Annotated in this window: 17 protein-coding genes and 1 other annotated feature; of the genes, 7 read left to right on the plus strand and 10 right to left on the minus strand. The window is 49.1% G+C overall.

Annotated features, from left to right (window positions below; genetic code table 11):
- Positions 1 to 468: 468 nt before the first annotated feature.
- The 3 genes from K0H59_RS07930 to K0H59_RS07940 form a co-directional block, all read right to left on the minus strand.
- Positions 469 to 750: a DUF2798 domain-containing protein gene (locus tag K0H59_RS07930; protein WP_220055178.1), complete on the minus strand. Its 282-nt coding sequence runs from the start codon at positions 748 to 750 to the stop codon at positions 469 to 471.
- Between the two features lie 181 nt (positions 751 to 931).
- The gene (locus K0H59_RS07935) at positions 932 to 1,357 is read right to left on the minus strand and encodes a glycerate kinase (protein WP_220055179.1); all 426 of its coding nucleotides are present in this window, start codon (positions 1,355 to 1,357) and stop codon (positions 932 to 934) included.
- 230 nt (positions 1,358 to 1,587) lie between these two features.
- Positions 1,588 to 3,516: a TonB-dependent receptor domain-containing protein gene (locus tag K0H59_RS07940; protein WP_220055180.1), complete on the minus strand. Its 1,929-nt coding sequence runs from the start codon at positions 3,514 to 3,516 to the stop codon at positions 1,588 to 1,590.
- A gap of 289 nt (positions 3,517 to 3,805) precedes the next feature.
- Here K0H59_RS07940 and K0H59_RS07945 point away from each other — a divergent pair, with 289 nt between their 5' ends.
- Entirely contained in the window at positions 3,806 to 4,861 is a 1,056-nt protein-coding gene (locus K0H59_RS07945; RefSeq protein ID WP_220055181.1) for an alpha/beta hydrolase, read from the plus strand.
- A 99-nt stretch (positions 4,862 to 4,960) separates the two neighbouring features.
- On the opposite strand, the gene trpA is transcribed toward K0H59_RS07945, so the two are convergent.
- The 6 genes from trpA to K0H59_RS07975 all read right to left on the minus strand — a co-directional run bounded on the left by trpA (position 4,961) and on the right by K0H59_RS07975 (position 11,942).
- Entirely contained in the window at positions 4,961 to 5,797 is an 837-nt protein-coding gene (gene trpA, locus K0H59_RS07950) for a tryptophan synthase subunit alpha (protein ID WP_220055182.1), read from the minus strand.
- Between the two features lie 5 nt (positions 5,798 to 5,802).
- Positions 5,803 to 6,993, minus strand: coding sequence for a tryptophan synthase subunit beta (trpB, locus tag K0H59_RS07955; protein ID WP_011622240.1), 1,191 nt, complete (start codon positions 6,991 to 6,993; stop codon positions 5,803 to 5,805).
- A 108-nt stretch (positions 6,994 to 7,101) separates the two neighbouring features.
- On the minus strand, positions 7,102 to 8,511 hold the full coding sequence (gene trpCF / locus K0H59_RS07960; protein WP_258405918.1) for a bifunctional indole-3-glycerol-phosphate synthase TrpC/phosphoribosylanthranilate isomerase TrpF: 1,410 nt from the start codon (positions 8,509 to 8,511) through the stop codon (positions 7,102 to 7,104).
- 77 nt (positions 8,512 to 8,588) lie between these two features.
- On the minus strand, positions 8,589 to 9,632 hold the full coding sequence (gene trpD / locus K0H59_RS07965; RefSeq protein WP_220055184.1) for an anthranilate phosphoribosyltransferase: 1,044 nt from the start codon (positions 9,630 to 9,632) through the stop codon (positions 8,589 to 8,591).
- On the minus strand, positions 9,632 to 10,240 hold the full coding sequence (locus tag K0H59_RS07970; RefSeq protein WP_086904498.1) for an aminodeoxychorismate/anthranilate synthase component II: 609 nt from the start codon (positions 10,238 to 10,240) through the stop codon (positions 9,632 to 9,634). The genes trpD and K0H59_RS07970 overlap by 1 nt, the downstream gene beginning before the upstream one ends.
- A 10-nt stretch (positions 10,241 to 10,250) precedes the next feature.
- On the minus strand, positions 10,251 to 11,942 hold the full coding sequence (locus tag K0H59_RS07975; protein WP_220055185.1) for an anthranilate synthase component 1: 1,692 nt from the start codon (positions 11,940 to 11,942) through the stop codon (positions 10,251 to 10,253).
- A 51-nt stretch (positions 11,943 to 11,993) separates the two neighbouring features.
- Positions 11,994 to 12,101: a sequence feature (Trp leader region), on the minus strand.
- A gap of 210 nt (positions 12,102 to 12,311) precedes the next feature.
- Between K0H59_RS07975 and rnm the strand changes: the two genes are divergently transcribed.
- The 6 genes from rnm to K0H59_RS08005 all read left to right on the plus strand — a co-directional run bounded on the left by rnm (position 12,312) and on the right by K0H59_RS08005 (position 17,310).
- On the plus strand, positions 12,312 to 13,172 hold the full coding sequence (gene rnm, locus K0H59_RS07980; protein ID WP_220055186.1) for an RNase RNM: 861 nt from the start codon (positions 12,312 to 12,314) through the stop codon (positions 13,170 to 13,172).
- Positions 13,169 to 13,789 (plus strand): L-threonylcarbamoyladenylate synthase, encoded by a 621-nt coding sequence (locus K0H59_RS07985; RefSeq protein ID WP_086904495.1) that lies wholly within the window; start codon positions 13,169 to 13,171, stop codon positions 13,787 to 13,789. Before rnm ends, K0H59_RS07985 begins: the two co-directional genes overlap by 4 nt.
- A gap of 189 nt (positions 13,790 to 13,978) precedes the next feature.
- The gene (locus tag K0H59_RS07990) at positions 13,979 to 14,767 is read left to right on the plus strand and encodes a ScpA family protein (protein ID WP_011622247.1); all 789 of its coding nucleotides are present in this window, start codon (positions 13,979 to 13,981) and stop codon (positions 14,765 to 14,767) included.
- Positions 14,768 to 14,770: 3 nt separating this feature from the next.
- Positions 14,771 to 15,367 carry an SMC-Scp complex subunit ScpB gene (gene scpB / locus K0H59_RS07995; RefSeq protein WP_011622248.1) on the plus strand — a complete coding sequence of 199 codons (597 nt, stop codon included), beginning with the start codon at positions 14,771 to 14,773 and terminating at the stop codon, positions 15,365 to 15,367.
- On the plus strand, positions 15,360 to 16,235 hold the full coding sequence (gene rluB / locus K0H59_RS08000; RefSeq protein WP_011716577.1) for a 23S rRNA pseudouridine(2605) synthase RluB: 876 nt from the start codon (positions 15,360 to 15,362) through the stop codon (positions 16,233 to 16,235). The genes scpB and rluB overlap by 8 nt, the downstream gene beginning before the upstream one ends.
- A gap of 112 nt (positions 16,236 to 16,347) precedes the next feature.
- Entirely contained in the window at positions 16,348 to 17,310 is a 963-nt protein-coding gene (locus K0H59_RS08005; RefSeq protein WP_220055187.1) for an exo-alpha-sialidase, read from the plus strand.
- A gap of 66 nt (positions 17,311 to 17,376) precedes the next feature.
- Here K0H59_RS08005 and K0H59_RS08010 read toward each other — a convergent pair whose 3' ends face one another.
- Positions 17,377 to 18,114, minus strand: coding sequence for a YciK family oxidoreductase (locus tag K0H59_RS08010; RefSeq protein WP_088212142.1), 738 nt, complete (start codon positions 18,112 to 18,114; stop codon positions 17,377 to 17,379).
- Between the last annotated feature and the right edge of the window lie 181 nt (positions 18,115 to 18,295).

Genomic DNA, 18,295 nt, shown 5'->3' on the forward strand with positions numbered 1-18,295 from the left:
CTTGCGGATCAGGATCGGTTCCATGTGTTGCGCATAAGCTGAGGATTACTACCTCAGCGCAACGGCGAATAAATTAGCACTCTAAAAATTACAAATGCAAACCATTCTCATTTGATTGTTGTCGGAGGAGTTGTACTTTTGACTGGGAAATAAAGGGCCGAAATACGGTTTGTTTGCGAGGGAATTGCCGTAGCAAAAATGGTGTAAAACTTATGTTTAAGGAGATGTTTTAAAAATTATTTAAAATAAAACAGTCAATTACATTTGGGTTGAATAGGGATTTATTTCGGACTGATGGGATTGGGGGACGCAGGCTTAAGCAACGAAAGTGTGAGCCAATCTTGAGTGTAAATCGACTGTAAATCCGAGTGCTCGACTAGGTTATTAGGTGATGTATGGGCAAAGCGAGGAAAAACATAAAAGCCATTTTAGAAAATGGCTTTAACGGCATTAAACGCAGAGGTGAGTTTAAGGTAATTGCACAAAGGCGGCGGTTAGCTTTCGCACTAAGGGGAGCACCATCAATAGAGTCGGGAAGGCAACAATCCAAGAGATAAACCATGCGCTAAACCAGAGCTCAACAAATTGCCCCGATGCACCGACACCGTTTAAGGTACTGATCCCTGAAACGATACAACTCATTAAAATCGATAGAAAAAACGGCATCACAATCGTAACGTATTTAGCGGGTAATTTGGGAGTACCAAAAATCGTACGGTTTTTATTGGGTACAGAATCTAAGCTGGACATGGGGCCTCAATCGGATTTGCTCTGGCGAAAGAATGTATAGATTAGGCTTAATCATTAATACCTTAAGCACAACCTGTTCGCCATTCTAGAGACAAAGTGGCCTAAAAGCCATTGACGCTTAGCCATGATTCACCGTCTCGTTAGGCAAAGTCATGGTTTAGGAAGGGAGTCTAGCTTAGCCTTAATCTTGCCAGTTAGTCACCCATAATTCCCCAGTGACATTGACCCAATGACCGCGGGAGATCGGAGAGGTGCCCAGTTCATTATCGAAGGGCAGGGGAAGGCTCGATTGCAATAGATACACAGTATCATCGGGCGTTTGGGTGATCTCAACGATTTGCCCGGATGCCTCAAAGTGACAATTATGTTTAGGGAAGTGCAAACTCTGGCGGTGTTCGATGATGTCGGTCTGCAGGTTTGCCTTGGCTAAGCGGCCGAAGAGTTCAACCTTAACCCACTGATTAACTGGAAAACGTTGTTTAGCCTGTTGATCGCTACCCTGATAATAAAACCACACCGGGGCACCATTATCACATTGGGCGGCCACTTCACCTTGAAACCCACAACCCCAAGGGGTGACGTCGAGAATATAGATTTGATACTGCATAAAAAGTCCATTTACCATAACAAAACTGCCGATGTTACCGGCGCTATATTAACATCTCTTTCGCTAAGACATGCGACTCAGCGCTCAATATAAGCCTTGGGTTTGACAGTTTTAAGAAGCTGTGAGTGCTCGCCTTGTCATCATTGGTTGTCGCAGTGTGGGAGGCGAGAAAGAAAAGGGCCAAATCCGATGATTTGGCCCTTCAGTGGCAAAACACTCATTGAAGGCGATTACAGCGTTAACGTCACCCCGGCGAACACGGCGCGTCCCGGCAGAATGGTTTCTGTGGTGCCGTCGGAATCTTCAGCGGGTTGCTCATTGGTAAAGTTGGTCATACCCGCGCGTAGCTTGATGTTTTCCGTTAACCTATAGCTGGTGCCAAAATCGAAGCGACTATAGCCACTGCGTTTTATCGCGCTGCTATCTAAGTAGTCACCAAAATAGTTACCGCTGACATAGAGTTGCCAGTCATCAGTCATATGCCAATCGAGCTGAAGGTTGGCGGTTTGATCGGGACGTCCATTTAACTCTGATCCATCGCTTTTTTCTGTATCGAGATAGCTGTAGTTGCCTTTAAGACTGAGATCTTCGGTCAAATCGATTTGGCCCGTCAGTTCTATCCCCTGTAAGGTCACTTCGGACTCATTGTAATAAGTCCGGCTCGGGCTCACTCTATCCCAGGTCGATACTGTGATTAAGTCTTTGACTTTATTGTGGTAGGCCGTTGCCGAAATATCCCAGGTGTTATCACTCATTAGCACTGAGAATTCATAGTTTACGCTGGTTTCTGGGTCGAGACCGGGATTACCAACCACGGAGCAGGCACCACCGCAACTGACTGATGCAAAGGTGGGCGATGACTCAAATAACGCCGGAGCCCTAAAGGCCGTGCCTACACCGCCTTTAAAGGTCAGTTTATCGGTGGCACGATAGACAATATAGGCGCGCGGGCTGAGGTTATTGCCATACTTTTCATTATCTTCGTAGCGGGCACCTAAGGTCAGCGTCCAGTCATCTAAGAAGTCGATTTCATCTTGGGCGAAGAGTGAGTATTGGTCGACGCTGTCACCCTTAGTTGTGGGGTACTGAACTGGATCTTCAACCTCGGTCTTATGGTATTCGCCGCCTAAGGTAAAGTCCTGCTGCCATAGGCTGAAAAAGCTGGTGGCTTTGAGGCTGGTATTCTTTTCATCAATATGGCGACCTAAAGGCGGCTGCAGGCTGTAACGGCTGTTGTAGTCGTAGAGTTTAGAATCTTCGAGATTAGCCTCTAACTGGGTTTGGCCCCATTGCCAGTCTGCCTTGTGGGTAAGGCCAAAGGTGTTGCGCTCGATTTGCTGTTCGCGTTTTGATTTTTCAGCATAGGTCGTGAGGGGGACTTTGTCTTTATCATATTGATAATCAAAGTCTAATGTTTGATTGTCAGTCAACTGCCAAGTGAGTGCGCTGTAGAGTTTCTTGGTTTTACGCTCTTCTATGGTATCGAAGGTCGGTGTGATTTCGGGTAATTGCCAAAGATCCTGCTCTGCGGATTCGGCGGTGAGCATCAGCCCTAAGCTATCGGTCAATTTGCCCGAGGTAAACACGTTGTAGCGTTGTCTATCACCGCCTTCACCTTCTTGCATTTGACTGTATTCGGCATCGAGGGTGAGCTGCCAATCCTCGGTCGGCGCCTTAGTGATCACGTTAATCACCCCGCCAACGGCGTCCGAGCCGTAGAGTGCCGACATTGGACCACGGACAATTTCGACCCGCGAGATTGCATCAATCGGAATTGCGGTAATGTCGAAGTTACCGCCGCGCCATAGGCCGTTTGAGGAGGACACGCGTTTGCCGTTAACGAGCATTAGTACATAGGTTTCATCCATACCACGGACATAGAGGCTGTTACGTCCTGCGTTACCGCTGACCACGTTGACCCCGACACTGCCACGCAGCACATCGCCGAGATCTTTTACGGGCAGCAATTTAATCTCTTCGGCATCGATGACAGAGATAGAGGCGGGCGCTGAACTTAACTGTTGGTCCTTAGCGCTGGCGGTGACCACTATATGTTCGAGTTCTGTGTCATCGGCCTGTGCCGACAGGAGTGGTTGCAGTGAACAGGCGAGTGCTAACAGTGCGAAAGGAAAACGATTTAGCGTTTTATGGTTACTCAATTTCAATCCCCCGATATCCATTATCTAATTAATTAACAAAGCAAAAATGGTAAATCTTTGTAAATCGACTATTTCAACTGGTCGCCAAAATAGCACAATCACTCATTCCTTTGAATGATAATAATTGTCATTTACAATGTAATCGAAGATGATGTGATTCATGTCACTTAGCAGGATGGAGGAGGGGAAATACTGTCGCCTTGTCCCTCAATGCAGACTGCGCATTATTAGCGTCTTAAATGCATTTTCATCGAATATTCAATATCTTCCTAATAGGAAACAGTACCCAATGCGATACTTTTTAGTTGTAGTCGGTTTATTGATGGGGAGCGTGATATCGCAGCCCAGCGCTGCGGTGGAATATCAAAGCCAGCAATTGCAGTCCAAACTGCTTAAGGAAACACGGCAGTATCTGATTGCGCTTCCTGAGGGATATGCACAATCGACTGAGGCGTATCCCGTTGTTTATCTGCTGGATGCAGATGAACAATTTGGTCATATGGCAAGCTTGCTACAGTTTTTAAGTCAAGGCGCTATGCCGCAAATCCCTAAGATGATTATTGTTGGCATTAATAACACCGAAAGGATGCGGGATTACACGCCGACCCATACGCTGGTGTTGCCGAGTGGGAAAAAAGGCTATCCCAAATACCAGCAAACGGGGGGAGCGGGGCGATTTTTAGATTTTATCGAGCAGGAATTAGCGCCAAACATACATAGTCAGCTGCGAACCAATGGCATTAATGTGTTGGTGGGCCACTCCTTTGGGGGCTTAGTGGCGATGGAGGCACTACGTACCGACAGGCAACTTTTTTCGGCCTATATCGCCATTGATACTAGCCTGTGGTTTGACAGCCCACATTACCTCACTCAGCTCGAAAACCGAGTTGAAAAGGGCAGTTTCAACCAGAAACAACTCTTTATGGCGATTGCAAATAATCCCTTGTCACCGGGATTTGGCGTGTCTTCCTATCATAGAGATTTAAATTTGGCCTTTGCGGATAAGCTGACTAAAAGTCCACCCCAAGGACTGAGTTTTGCGGCCAAATACTATCCCGACGAGACACATCAGAGTGTGAGTCACATAGGTTTATACGATGGTATTCGGCATCTGTTTAAAGACTTTGCCATCGATATCTATGCCGAGACATTTAGCAGGCAGCAAGTGATTGATCAATATCGATTATTATCGGAGCGCTTTGGCTTGAGAGTGACTCCACCTCAGCAATACCTCGAGCAGTTGATCCAATATAGCGAGAGACAACAGCTCAGCGATCGCAAACAAAGCCTTGAGTCATTGAAAGCGTATTTTGCTGGTGTTAAGTCAAATGAGGCACTGAGGTAGACGTGATTGTCGAACTGAGTTGGAGGCATTTTTAGCGCTTAGAAACAACTGAGCACAGGTGCAAACACGCCTGTGCTCAGTTGTCAGTGGTTAAATTAATTAGGTTGCCGCTTTCATGGCGCGGGTAAATTCGCCTAATGCTGCCAGCAGTTTCACTTCATCCTGTTGATGAGCTTCGATAATTTTCACCACGGCCGAGCCTGAAATCGCGCCCGCGGCGCCCGCCTTGATGGCGGCGCTAACTTGAGCGGGCTCGGCAATCCCAAAGCCTAATAGCGGTGGCGGCGCATTAAATGCTTGCAGCTTAGCTAAAATATCTTCAACGGGCGTACCCGCCTTAGTGTCTGTGCCTGTCACACCAGCGCGGGACAATAGATAGGTATAGCCTTCGCCACTTAGGCTCACTTTTTCAAGGGTTTCGCTATCGGCATTGGGCGGCGCGATAAAAATCGGCGCGATACCATGGGCCTTAGCGGCTTGAATAAAAGGTGCCGCTTCTTCTACTGGCACATCGGCGATAAGCACTGAGTCCACGCCCGCTTGCTGCGCTTTGGCATAAAAAGTATCGATGCCATTAGCGAATACGAGGTTCGCGTACAGCAATAACCCAATCGGCAGCTCTGGGTATTTAGCGCGAATTTGCGCTAATAGGTTGAAGCACTGTGTGGGCGTTGTACCCGCGGCGAGGGCTCTGAGGTTCGCGCCTTGGATCACTGGGCCATCGGCCAGCGGATCGGAGAAGGGAAAGCCTAATTCCAATGCATCGGCACCATTTTGCACTAAGGTGTCGATAATTTTCAGCGACAGTTCAGGGCTGGGATCGCCCAAAGTAACAAAGGGCACAAAGGCGCCGCGGCCTTCGGCTTTTAAACGGCTAAACGCTGCGTGATAACGGCCGCCTTGGTGAGGGATAGTTTGGGTTGCAGTGTTGCTCATCTTAGTTATTCCTCTTTACCGTTTAAAATGTCTGACACAGTGAAAATATCCTTATCGCCTCGGCCCGAGAGGTTAACGACCAAAATGGTTTCTTTGGTGCACTCTTTCGCTAGGCGCAGGGCGTAAGCGAGGGCGTGGGCCGATTCGAGCGCGGGGATAATCCCCTCGCTGCGAGCCAATAATTGGAAGGCTTCTAGGGCTTCATCATCGGTGGCCGATTCGTAGCGCGCACGGCCAATCGCGTTCAAATGGGCGTGCTGTGGGCCAACCGATGGGAAGTCGAGGCCTGCCGAAATCGAGTAAGACTCTTCGATTTGACCTTCGCTGTCCTGCATCAAGGGCGCCTTCATACCAAAGAAAATCCCAGTTTTGCCATGTTTGAGCGGCGCGCCGTGCATATGGGTATCGATGCCTTTACCTGCGGGTTCGACCCCAATCAGCTCGACACTGGTTTCATCAATAAAGTCGGCAAACATACCGATAGCATTAGAGCCTCCGCCGACACAGGCGATCACCGCATCGGGCAGACGACCTTCGCGCTCCAGCATTTGCTTCTTGGTTTCTTCGCCTATCATACGTTGGAACTCACGCACTATGGTCGGGAAAGGGTGCGGTCCTGCGGCTGTGCCTAATAGATAGTGGGCTTTTTCGTAGCTGCCAGACCAGTCGCGCATCGCCTCGTTACAGGCATCTTTTAAGGTGGCAGAACCTGAGGTGACAGGAATGACTTCTGCGCCCATCAAACGCATTCTAAATACGTTAGGTGATTGACGGGCAACGTCTTTCGCGCCCATATACACTTTGCATTTTAATCCCAGCAGCGCACAGGCAAGGGCGGTGGCAACACCGTGTTGGCCTGCGCCGGTTTCGGCAATAATCTCCTTTTTACCCATACGTTTAGCCAGTAATGCTTGGCCTAATACCTGGTTGGTTTTATGGGCGCCGCCGTGGAGTAAATCTTCCCGCTTGAGGTAGATTTTCACCATAGGGTTAGGGCTTAAATTGCGGGTTAAGGTCAGTGCCGTTGGGCGGCCCGCGTAGTTTTTCAGTAGGTCGGTAAACTCGGCTTGAAAGGATTCATCGGCCTGCGCTTCGACAAAGGCGTTTTCGAGTTGCTTGAGGGCGGGGACTAAAATCTGCGGCACATACATACCGCCGTATTCGCCGAAATAAGGGTTAAGCTTTAACTGTGACATACCTTGTTCCTTATCCAATTCATTTGTTTCGATGGTGGTTTGGGTTTTGGCCATCGAGTTTCAATTCTGGCTAGCCTGTGCTTTGCACAGGTTTTTATAAAAGCTGGTCTAGAGTCGTAATTGACTAAATGCTGCTTGGATTTTTTCTGCCGACTTAATGCCTGGGGCTGTTTCGAGGCCAGAGTTAAAATCTAAACCGTAAAATCCTTGAGCATTGGCTCGTGCGGCATTGTCAGCATTGAGGCCACCCGCGAGCATGGCCTCGGCTTTATGGGCAATGGGGAGTTGCCAATCAAAGGCTTGCCCCGTGCCACCAAAACCTGCGTCATTCTTGCTATCAAAAAGATAACGCTGCACACCTCTTGGCATAGCAGCAAGTTCGCCGCTTTGAGCATCGACACTGACCGCCTTCCAAATTTGAGTGTTCAGTCCGGCCTGTTGCAGCAATTGGCTTAGCTCGGCAATTTCCAGTTCAGTCTCACAGCCATGCAGTTGCAGTGCGGCTAAGCCACATTCTTGGGCGATACTCGCCATGAACTCAGGTGTGCTATTCACACATACGCCGACAAACTCAATGGCGGGCAAGTTGGCGGCGCGGTATTGCTGTACTAACTGCTTTGCGGCCTCTTGGGTGAGCGCGCGCGGTGATTTTTCAGCAAAAATAAGTCCTGCATATACGGCGCCGGCAGTGGCCGCCGCTTGAATATCTTCAAGGCGGGTGAGGCCGCAGACTTTATTGTGACCGAAGATCAATTTCCGGCAGGCTAAATCAATGTCTTCTTCGGCCATAATCGAGCTACCGACTAAGAAGCCATCGACTAATGGACTTAAGCGACGCACTTGCTCGTTAGTGTAAATGCCCGATTCGCTGATCACCACGCGATCGCTGCCGATGTGCGGCGCAAGGGCTTCTGTGGTGGCTAAATCGGTACTTAAATCCCGTAAGTTACGGTTATTAATGCCAATAATAGGTGCATTCAAGACGATGGCGCGTTTCAGTTCTTCCTCATTGCTGACTTCGGTCAGCACATCGAGTTGATACTTGGCTGCCTCACTAGCAAGTTGCTGATATCGCTCATCATCGAGCACAGAAAGCATCAGCAGAATCGCATCGGCGCCCTGATGTGCCGCCAACTTGATTTGATATTCGTCTACAAAAAAGTCTTTACACAGAATCGGTTGGCTCACTTTTGCCCGTACTCTCGGGATATAGTCCATGTCCCCTTGGAAAAATTGCTCGTCGGTTAATACCGAGATTCCTGCTGCATACTTGGTATAAATAGAAGCGATGGCTTCGACATCAAAGTCTTTACGGATTAAGCCTTTGGATGGACTGGCTTTTTTACACTCTAAAATATAACCCGCCTTCGGGGCTTTTAAGGCCGCAAATAGACTACGATCCGAAATCTTGGGGGCTAAGCTGTCTTCAGGAAAACGCAGCTTAAGGGCGGCGATATGGGCGGCCTTGGTATCGACGATACGGGTTAAAACGTTGGCTTTTGCGGTGCTGGTTTGCATGCTACCCCTTACATCCTGCGATGCTTGATTATCTTCCGAGCGATGGGCTTCGGGTTGTTGAACCTGTGCCATGGTCATTATTCCTGTGCTTCGCTGCTGACTTTAGCGAGTTGATTCAGTAATTCAAAGGCTTTGCCGCTTTTTATGGTATTGAGCGCAAGGGTGGTGCCAGCTTTGACTGAGTCCGATAGGCCACACAGATATAAGGCACAACCGGCATTAATGGCAACCGCATGGGTGTGGGCATCGCTGCCTTGTCCTTGCAAAATAGATTGAGTGATTTGGGCGTTTTGTGCAGGCTCCCCGCCTTCAAGCTCGCTAATTTGGGCTTGTGGCACACCAAAATCCGCCGGCGTTAGTTGATATTCAATAATCTCACCGTCTTTAAGCTCGGCGACTTGCGTGCTGCCATGGAGCGCCACTTCATCTAAACCACTGCCGTGTACCACCATGGCTCTTTGCGTGCCAAGGGCTTGCAGTACGCGAGCGATGGGCGTCACTAGCTCTGGGCTATAGACCCCAAGTAACATAAATTCTGGGCGTGCTGGGTTAATCAATGGCCCTAACACATTGAATAAGGTGCGAGTTTTCAGCGCTTGGCGCACAGGCACCGCATGTTTGACACCGCCATGGTAATGGGGCGCAAACAGGAAGCACAGATTGAGTGATTCCAGGCAACGGCTCGCCAGTTCGGGTGACATGGTTAAATCGATGCCAAATTGGGCGAGTAAATCTGAGGAACCCGATTTGCTCGAAACGGAGCGATTACCGTGTTTTGCCACCTTGGCGCCAGCGGCTGCCGCGACAAAGGCGGCTGTGGTGGAGATATTAATTGTATTAAAACCATCGCCACCAGTGCCGACAATATCGATAATCCCTTGGCTACGGTTTGAGGCTGGATAGGGGAATGGCTTGGCGGCGGCGCGCATTGCATCGGCGGCGCCACTGATTTCGGCAATGGTTTCGCCGCGAATTTTAAGGGCCATTAACATTGCCGCCATCACGGCCTCATTCATTTCACCTTGGATAAGGGTGCTAAAGAGGCTGGCGGTTTGCTCGCGGGTTAATGCCTTACCCTGAAACAAGATATCGAGCAGGGGCTGAATCGATGTTGCGCTCATTATTGGGCTCCTGCGGTATTGTGGGCGATGTCTTGAGTCAAAAAGCGTAGGGTTTGGGTTAACAATGTGCTGCCCAAGGTTGTTAAGATGGATTCTGGGTGAAACTGAAAACCGACCGCCCTGTGCTCGGCGTGCAGAATCGCCATTGGCATCTCTTCTGTGGTGGCAATCACTTCAAGACAATCGGGTACTTTTGTCGCCACTAAGCTGTGATAACGGGCGACAGGTAAGGGTGAAGGTAAGTTAGCAAACACGCCCGTACCATTATGGAAGGTGGGACTGGCTTTACCGTGCACCACAAAAGGCGCGCGCTCCACTTTACCGCCGTAATATTCCACCATGGCTTGATGGCCTAAGCAGATCCCCAGCATAGGCACTTTGCCCGCGACTTTGTCGATTAGCGCCATCATAGATCCCGCTTCATGGGGTGCACCTGGGCCTGGCGATAGGACTAAGGCGCTAGGCTCGGTTTCCGCTAACAGCTTGTTGGCAATATAGTCGGCGGCAACATCGTTACGGTAGATCACCACTTCACAGCCAAGGCTTCTAAATTGGTCGACTAAGTTGTAGGTAAAGGAGTCGAAGTTATCGAGTAAATAGAGTTTCATCTTGGGCTCCTTATCTTTGTTGTTCAGTCGTAGTGGTCGCAGTTGCTTGCTGGCTTTCATCCAAGCCTGCGCCCATCTTGATGGCCGAAATCACAGCCTGCGCCTTTTGGCGGGTTTCATCGGCTTCACTCTGCGGTTCGGAATCAAACACCACGCCAGCACCCGCTTGGATATGGGCAACGCCGTTTTTCACAAAGGCGGAGCGGATAACGATACAGGTGTCCATATCCCCAAGGGCGTTGAGGTAACCCACAGCGCCGCCGTAGCTGCCGCGGCGGGTCTTTTCTGCTTGACGCACCAATTGAGAGGCGCGCACTTTCGGGGCGCCAACTAGCGTGCCCATATTCATACAGGCCTGATAGGCGTGGAGTGCATCTAAGTCTTGGCGTAGTTGACCTGTGACGCGGCTGACTAAGTGCATGACGTGGGAATAACGGTCGACTTTAAGTAACTCGGCCACTTTGCGGCTGCCGCTTTGGCTGATACGGGCGATATCGTTACGGGCTAAATCGACCAACATTAAATGTTCGGAGAGCTCTTTTTTATCCAAACGCAATTCGAGTTCGATACGGCTATCGAGGTCGAAATCGATCTCGCCGCTGGCGGTTTTGCCGCGTTTACGGGTGCCTGCAATCGGGTAGACTTCGACCTGATTATTGCTGGCTTCATATTTCAGCGCGCTCTCGGGCGAGGCGCCAAACAGGGTGAAGTCATGGCCCCTGAAATAAAACATATAGGGGCTGGGGTTGGTTAAACGTAGTGCGCGGTAAGCTCCCAAGGTATTGGGGCAGGGCAGGCTAAAGCTGCGTGAAGGCACGACTTGGAAGATGTCGCCGGCAATAATGTGTTCTTTTAAATCAATAACGGTTTGCTTGAAGTCATCATCACTAACATTCACTTGCTCTGTGGCCGTTATGCCGACGAGGGCGGGCGCAGGTGTTGCACTCTTGGCTAGGGCTTCACATTGAGCGCGAATATTCTCTGCTCGCTCGGCTAAGGCTTGGGTCACTTCAACCTGTTTTGCTGAAACTTCACTGAAGTTGTGGGTGATGATCTCAGCTTGCTTTTGCTTGTGATCGATAAGAATTAAGGTTTCGGCGAGATAAAATAAATAATCAGGACAATCATTTGCACCATTTGGTGCTTCAGGCAGTGGCTCGACGGTATCAATCAAATCGTAGGAGAGCACGCCACCTAAAAATAAGTCTTCGAATGCTGGCGTCTGGCCGCAGTCGATATGCTTTACAAACAAGCGCAAACCATCGAGGGGCGAGGTGGATTTTAAGCGGGCATCTTCATCCTTAAGCTCAGTGTCCTTTTGCAGCGTGACCACTAAGTTGTGGCCATCGCGTTGGCATTGAGTTTGGCTTGAACGAGCAATAAAAAATTGCTCGATGGGGGCGAGTAAACTGACGCCATTGTCACTCAGTGCGCTAAAGCGTAAACGATAGCCATCGCAGCGGATCATCAGCGCCGCATGGGTCATCACCATGCTCTTAAGATTTTCCTTGCTGTCGATTTCTGCCGATTCTAACAACATGGTATGGGGTACATCTTGGGTGATGTGCTGGTACAGGCGCAGTGGGTCGCTATGATATGCCAGCGTCGCCTTGAGCGTATGCGAACGTGCGAATGTCTGTTGAGACGGGGCAAAATGCGCGCCATCAACTTGGGTAACCTGATTAAATGTCTTTAGGGTCATGCTTATCTCGCTTTTTATCCGTTTACCGCGTTGCAGACATTTTTCGCACCAACAAAAAAGCCCGCATTTCTGCGGGCTTTTTTGTTGATTCTGTTACTTTCAAATGAGCACAGAGCTTCACACCACCCGCTAAGTTGGGAAGTGCCACCACCAAATGATGTTGAAAGAAGCGTTAATCTGAGTCATTCAAAAGGGTCTCAATAATTCGTTAGTTGAGCTATAGAAAACATGAGCCTGAGGCGAAAGTCAATTGAATATTTTTCAAAATGATGGATTAATATCGCTAAATCACTGTACCGAATGCCATTCCTGCTCGATAAAGTGTGAGATAAATGCACATTTCATCTTAAATTCACGTACAATAACGGCATGAATACTCAAAGCATATTGGCTGACTTGCACAGCCACACGACCGCATCCGACGGTCATCTCACGCCGTCCGAGCTGGTCGCCAGAGCCCTTGAAAAGGGCGTGCAGTTATTTGCGATTACGGATCACGATACGGTTGCAGGCTTAAGTGAAGCCCGCGCCTTCAATCAAGCGCAGGCCGAACCGTTAAAACTGATTTCTGGGGTTGAAATTTCAACCCGCTGGAATAGTTACGATATTCACATTGTGGCGCTCAACTTTGATGAGACCCATGCCGAGTTATTAGGCTTTTTAACGCATCAGCGAGAGTTGCGTGAGCAGCGCGCCGAAGAAATCGGCCATCGCTTGGCTAAAGCGGGGATTGATGGCGCCTATGAGGGCGCTAAAAAACTCGCCGCAGGAGCCGCCTTAAGCCGTGGTCACTATGCACGCTGGCTTGCCGATAATGGCCATGCGGTGGATATGCCAAGTGTGTTCAAACGTTATTTAGCTCGCGGTAAAACCGGCTATGTGCCCAATAATTGGGGCGATATGGCCAGCGCGATTGAGGTGATCCACAACGCGGGCGGCCTTGCGGTATTGGCCCATCCGAGCGGTTATAAGCTGTCGGCCAAATGGTTAAAGCGTTTAGTGCGAGAATTTAAAGAAGCAGGCGGGGATGCCATGGAAGTGGTGCTCGGCCAACAAACGGTGGACGATAGGGCCAATTTAGTGGCGCTGAGTGTCCAAAATCAGTTGCTTGCATCGATAGGGAGTGATTTTCACTTTCCAAGCAATTGGATTGAACTAGGTAAAAATCTCTACCAGCCTCAAGGTATTGATTGGGTCTGGCAGTCGGGATCTTGGGTGGAACGACCATGAGTCAGTTTTTTTATGTACACGAAGTAAATCCACAGGTACGCCTGATCAGTCAAGCAGTGGCTGTGCTTAAGTCCGGCGGTGTGATTGTATATCCAACCGATTCGGGCTATGCCCTCGGTTGTATGATTGGCGAGAAAGATGCGATGACGCGCATTACCCGCATTCGTCAAATCGAGCATGACCATAATTTCTCGTTAATGTGCCGCGACTTATCCGAGTTAGCGACCTATGCCAAGGTGGATAATCAGGCTTACCGCATCTTAAAAAGCTGCACGCCTGGACCTTACACTTTCATTTTTAAGGCGAGCAAGGAAGTGCCCCGTCGTCTGCAAAATGACAAGAAGAAAACCATTGGTATCCGCGTGCCAGACAATGTGATTGCCTTGGCGTTGCTAGAGGCGTTAGATGCGCCGCTGATGTCGACCAGTTTGGTGATGCCTAATAGTGATTTTGCTGAATCGGATCCTGAGCACATTCGCGATCTGTTAGAACATCAAGTGGATGTGATCCTGCACGGTGGCTACTTAGGCGAGAAACCGACCACAGTCATCGATATGTCGGAAGATGGTTTCGAAGTGCTGCGTGAAGGCGCGGGCGACGTTACTCCTTTTCTCTAACCGCGATTTATCCTAAGAGATTAAGGCGATAAAACCATCATTTGACAGTATTATCGCCGCTCAATTGCGGGTATAATCGCGCGTTTGGCGTGGGGGCGCTTGCATAGCGAGCTTAAACCGCGCTCATTATGGGTTCGAGTTAGTCATCTACAACCGTTTAAAAACGATTGTTTTACATGGGGATAGCGGATGCAGGGCACGCAACAAAGTTTACCCTTAGCCGTTGTTCGCGGTCAGGCAATGACCGAAATGCCGCAGGATTTGTTTATTCCACCTGAGGCGTTAGAAGTGTTCTTGGAGTCCTTCGAAGGGCCGCTCGACTTACTTTTGTATTTGATCCGTAAGCAAAAATTAGATGTTGTCGATTTACCCATATCGCAGATCACCGCGCAATATTTAGAATATATCGCGATGCTCACTCAGGCGCGTATCGAACTGGCCTCGGATTATTTGGTCATGGCGGCAACACTGGCTGAGATTAAATCCCGTCTGCTGCTGCCGCGTATGGTGGCGGAAGATGAAGTGGAGGAAGATCCACGGGCTCAGTTGATCCGTCAATTGAAGGCCTATGAGGTGATCAAGGAAGCCTCGCAAAAAATTGATGATTTACCTCGGCTTGAACGCGATGTGTTTCAAGCAACCGCGGCACCTTCACCGAATATCAAACCTTTGGTGATCCCGCCCGATGTATCGTTATTTGAAATCGCTCGCGCCTTTGGTGAAGTGCTTAAACGTATCGATGCCAATGAAGATCATCATGTTAAGCGTGAACAGTTATCGACCCGTGAGCGCATGAGCCAAATTTTAGCCATGCTTAATAGCGAGACGTTTACGCCCTTTGAGCGTTTATTTAGCGTCGAAGAAGGCCGCGCCGGTGTGGTGGTGACCTTTTTAGCGCTGATGGAATTGGTCAAAGAACTATTAGTGGAATTGTACCAAACAGAGCCGTTTTCAACTATTTACGTAAAGGCCTATTAATTGATGCAGATAAATCCAATTCAATTAAAACAGCTTATTGAAGCGAGTCTGTTTGTATTGGGGAAACCCTTGTCGGTGAAAATGTTGAAAGAAACCGTGTTGGCGGATTTCAGTGTTTCCAGAGACAAAATCAAAGCCGCATTGGAAGAGTTGCAGCAGGATTATCAGGAGCGGGGTGTTCAACTTGTGAAAGTGGCTGGAGGTTATCGCTTCCAGACCTTGGAAGTCCTGAGTCCTTTTTTGCAACCCCTGTGGCAGGAAAAAGCACCTAAGTATTCGCGGGCAACATTAGAGACCTTGGCGGTGATAGCCTATCGTCAACCCGTGACCCGTGGCGATATTGAGCAGGTGCGTGGTGTGGCCATTAGTAGCCATATCATAAAAAGTTTGTCAGATAGACATTGGATTAAAGTCGTTGGCCACAAAGAAGTCCCGGGGCGACCCGCACTCTACGCCACGACCTTAGAATTTTTAGCCTATTTTGGCTTAGATACCCTAGCGGATTTACCTGCGCTTACGGATACTGAGTCATTGCAGGCGGTATTTTCAGGTTTGAAAGTAACGCCTGAACAGTCAGAAGAGCAAGATACTAATGAGTGAAAAATTGCAGAAAGTCTTGGCCCGTGCAGGCCATGGCTCCCGTCGTGAGATGGAGGCATGGATTGCTGCAGGCCGAGTTAGTATTGATGGCGTGATTGCCAATCTTGGCGACCGTATCGAAGCCGATGCGAAGGTTCGTATCGATGGTAGAGCTGTATCGCTTAAGTCCGCCGATGATGTGATTTGCCGCGTGCTGGCCTATCACAAACCCGAAGGTGAGATTTGTAGCCGTAAAGACCCTGAAGGTCGTCCAACTGTGTTTGACCGTTTGCCTAAAGTGCGTGACTCCCGTTGGGTTGCGGTCGGCCGTCTGGATATCAACACTTCAGGCTTATTGCTGTTTACCTCTGACGGTGAATTAGCAAACCGTTTAATGCACCCGTCTAACGAAGTCGAACGCGAATACGCGGTACGTACCTTTGGTGAAGTGCCTGAAGCTGCGGTACAACGTCTGCGTACCGGCGTAATGTTGGAAGACGGTATGGCGCAGTTCGATGCCATTAAAGCCGCGGGCGGCGAGGGCATGAACCAATGGTGGCACGTATGTTTACGTGAAGGCCGTAACCGCGAAGTGCGTCGTTTATGGGAATCCCAAGAGGTGCAAGTCAGCCGTCTTATCCGTGTGCGTTACGGTATGGTGGAATTGCCTAAATCTCTGCCTCGTGGTGGCTGGGTTGAACTGCCTATTGAGCAAGTTAACTACCTGCGCCAATTAGCGGGTCTTGAACCTGAAACTCGCACTATGCTGGCTGCCGATAAACACAGTGTGGCCCGTGCTCAGGTGAAGAGTGCAAAAATTCGCCGCGCCGTACGCAAGCATAAAGTAACCGCGACGCCTAAGGCCAAGCCAACACGTCAGCGTAGTTAATGTCATCGAGTGATGTTAAGTCTCTCAGTAAAAAGGCCGCTTGCGGCCTTTTTTGCTTTCTGCGGCCAGTGGTTATGCTATAACAAGCCTAAAGATGACGAGGAGATGAACCATGGAGTTAATATCGGTTAAGCGAATTTGGGATCAAGGTGAACATAATGCCTTTACCGATCTCGTCTTATTTCAGGGCGCATTATTCTGTGTGTTTAGGGAAGGTTCTGCCCATGTTTCACCCGATGGCGCCTTGCGGGTTCTCCGTTCTCAAGATGCTGGTGGGACGTGGCAAAGTGTGTTGCTGCTGACTTCTACTCAAGCGGATTTGCGCGATGGCAAGTTAATTGAATTTCGAGGGGAGTTGTTGCTATTAGGTGGTGGTGCTCATCACGATAAATCAGGTTTACAGTCCTATCTTTGGCGCTCAAAGGATGGCGTGCATTGGTCTGAACCATATGAGGTCGCTGATAAAGGCTATTGGTTATGGCGCTTAACTGAGCATCAAGATGCACTTTATGGCGTGGGGTATCGAGCGGGGCCTGATGGGGATACTCGTCTCTATAAAAGTGATGATGGACAGCAGTTCAAGTCTTGGATGTCAGTGTTTAATAATCAAGGCTATGTAAATGAAAGCTCGCTCGTATTTCACCAAGGGAGTTGTTTTTGTTTATTAAGGCGTGATCCCGTGTGGAGTGACGAGTTTTTAGGTTTACTCGGCCATAGTTTACCGCCATTCAATCAATGGGCGTGGCAAACACTCGATAAACGCATTGGTGGGCCGGTGATGTTTGTTTATCAATCCCGTTTGATGGCGGTTGTGCGTCTTTATGAAGAAAACGTTCGCACAGCACTTATTGAGATAAATAAAGAGACGGGCACAATTCACGAGTGGCTTACTTTACCTTCGCAAGGCGATACCAGTTATGCTGGAGTTGTGCTCGAAGGGGGTTATCTTTACGTGAGCTATTATTCAAGTCACGAAATGATATCGGTTTCAGATAAGAGCCAAGTCCATAATGGAGAGGCTGCTGAGAAGCCTAAGGCGATGATTTACTTTGCGAAGATTAGGTTCAGTGATTGAGCAAAAATAAAGGGAGCGTAGGGCTCCCTTTATTTTCTAGGTATCAATGAGTTAGAGCAGCGCGGCTTATTGAGCGTTAAATTGCTGACCGTTAATGTCGCTAGAGTCCTGTCCCATTAAATAGAGATACGTTGGCATGATTTCTTCGGCCGTTTTTAAATCTAATGGATTTTCGGCAGGGTACGCTTTAGCACGCATTTCGGTGCGAGTCGCGCCTGGGTTAATGCTATTTACGCGTACAGAAGTACCATCACATTCGTGGGCGAGTACTTGCATCATACCTTCGGTTGCAAATTTAGAGAAGGCATAGGGGCCCCAGTAGGCGCGGCCCTGACGGCCAACACTGCTTGAGGTAAAGATAATCGAGGCACTGGGTGCTTGGCGCATAATAGGCAACAGGGCCTTAGTCAGCATGACCTGTGAGGTGACGTTGACTTTCAGTACATCTTCGAGTGATGGAATATCGATGTGTTCAAACGGGCCTAAGGCGCCGAGTAAACTGGCGTTGTGCAACAGACCATCTAAGTGACCAAACTGCTCGCCAATGGTTTCGGCCATGTCGCGGTAGTTTTGTTCGGTGGCGCCTTTTAAATCCAACGGCACAATGGCTGGCGTTGGGTAACCCGCCTGTTCTATTACATCGTATACGGCTTCGAGTTTTTTGACGGTTTTACCGAGTAAAATCACGGTAGCACCGTGTTTGGCAAATTCAATGGCCGCCGCGCGACCGATACCTGCGCCAGCGCCTGTCACCAGGATGGTTTTACCTTGGAGTAAATCTTTTGCTGCTTGATATTCCAACATGAGCCTTTTATTCCTCTTGGCGAAAATGCCCGCCACTTCTAGAGTCGCCGAATTGCTAAACGCATGTTTCAAACAAATGAATGAAACTTTGTTATAAATAGCTAAAATGTTTGTGACAAACTTGTGGCTAACTCAATATTTTTACGTTAACTTGAAACGAGTTAGGGGCTAACATAAGCCC

The organism is Shewanella sp. FJAT-51649, from assembly GCF_019457435.1.
GTDB classification, from domain to species: domain Bacteria; phylum Pseudomonadota; class Gammaproteobacteria; order Enterobacterales; family Shewanellaceae; genus Shewanella; species Shewanella mangrovisoli.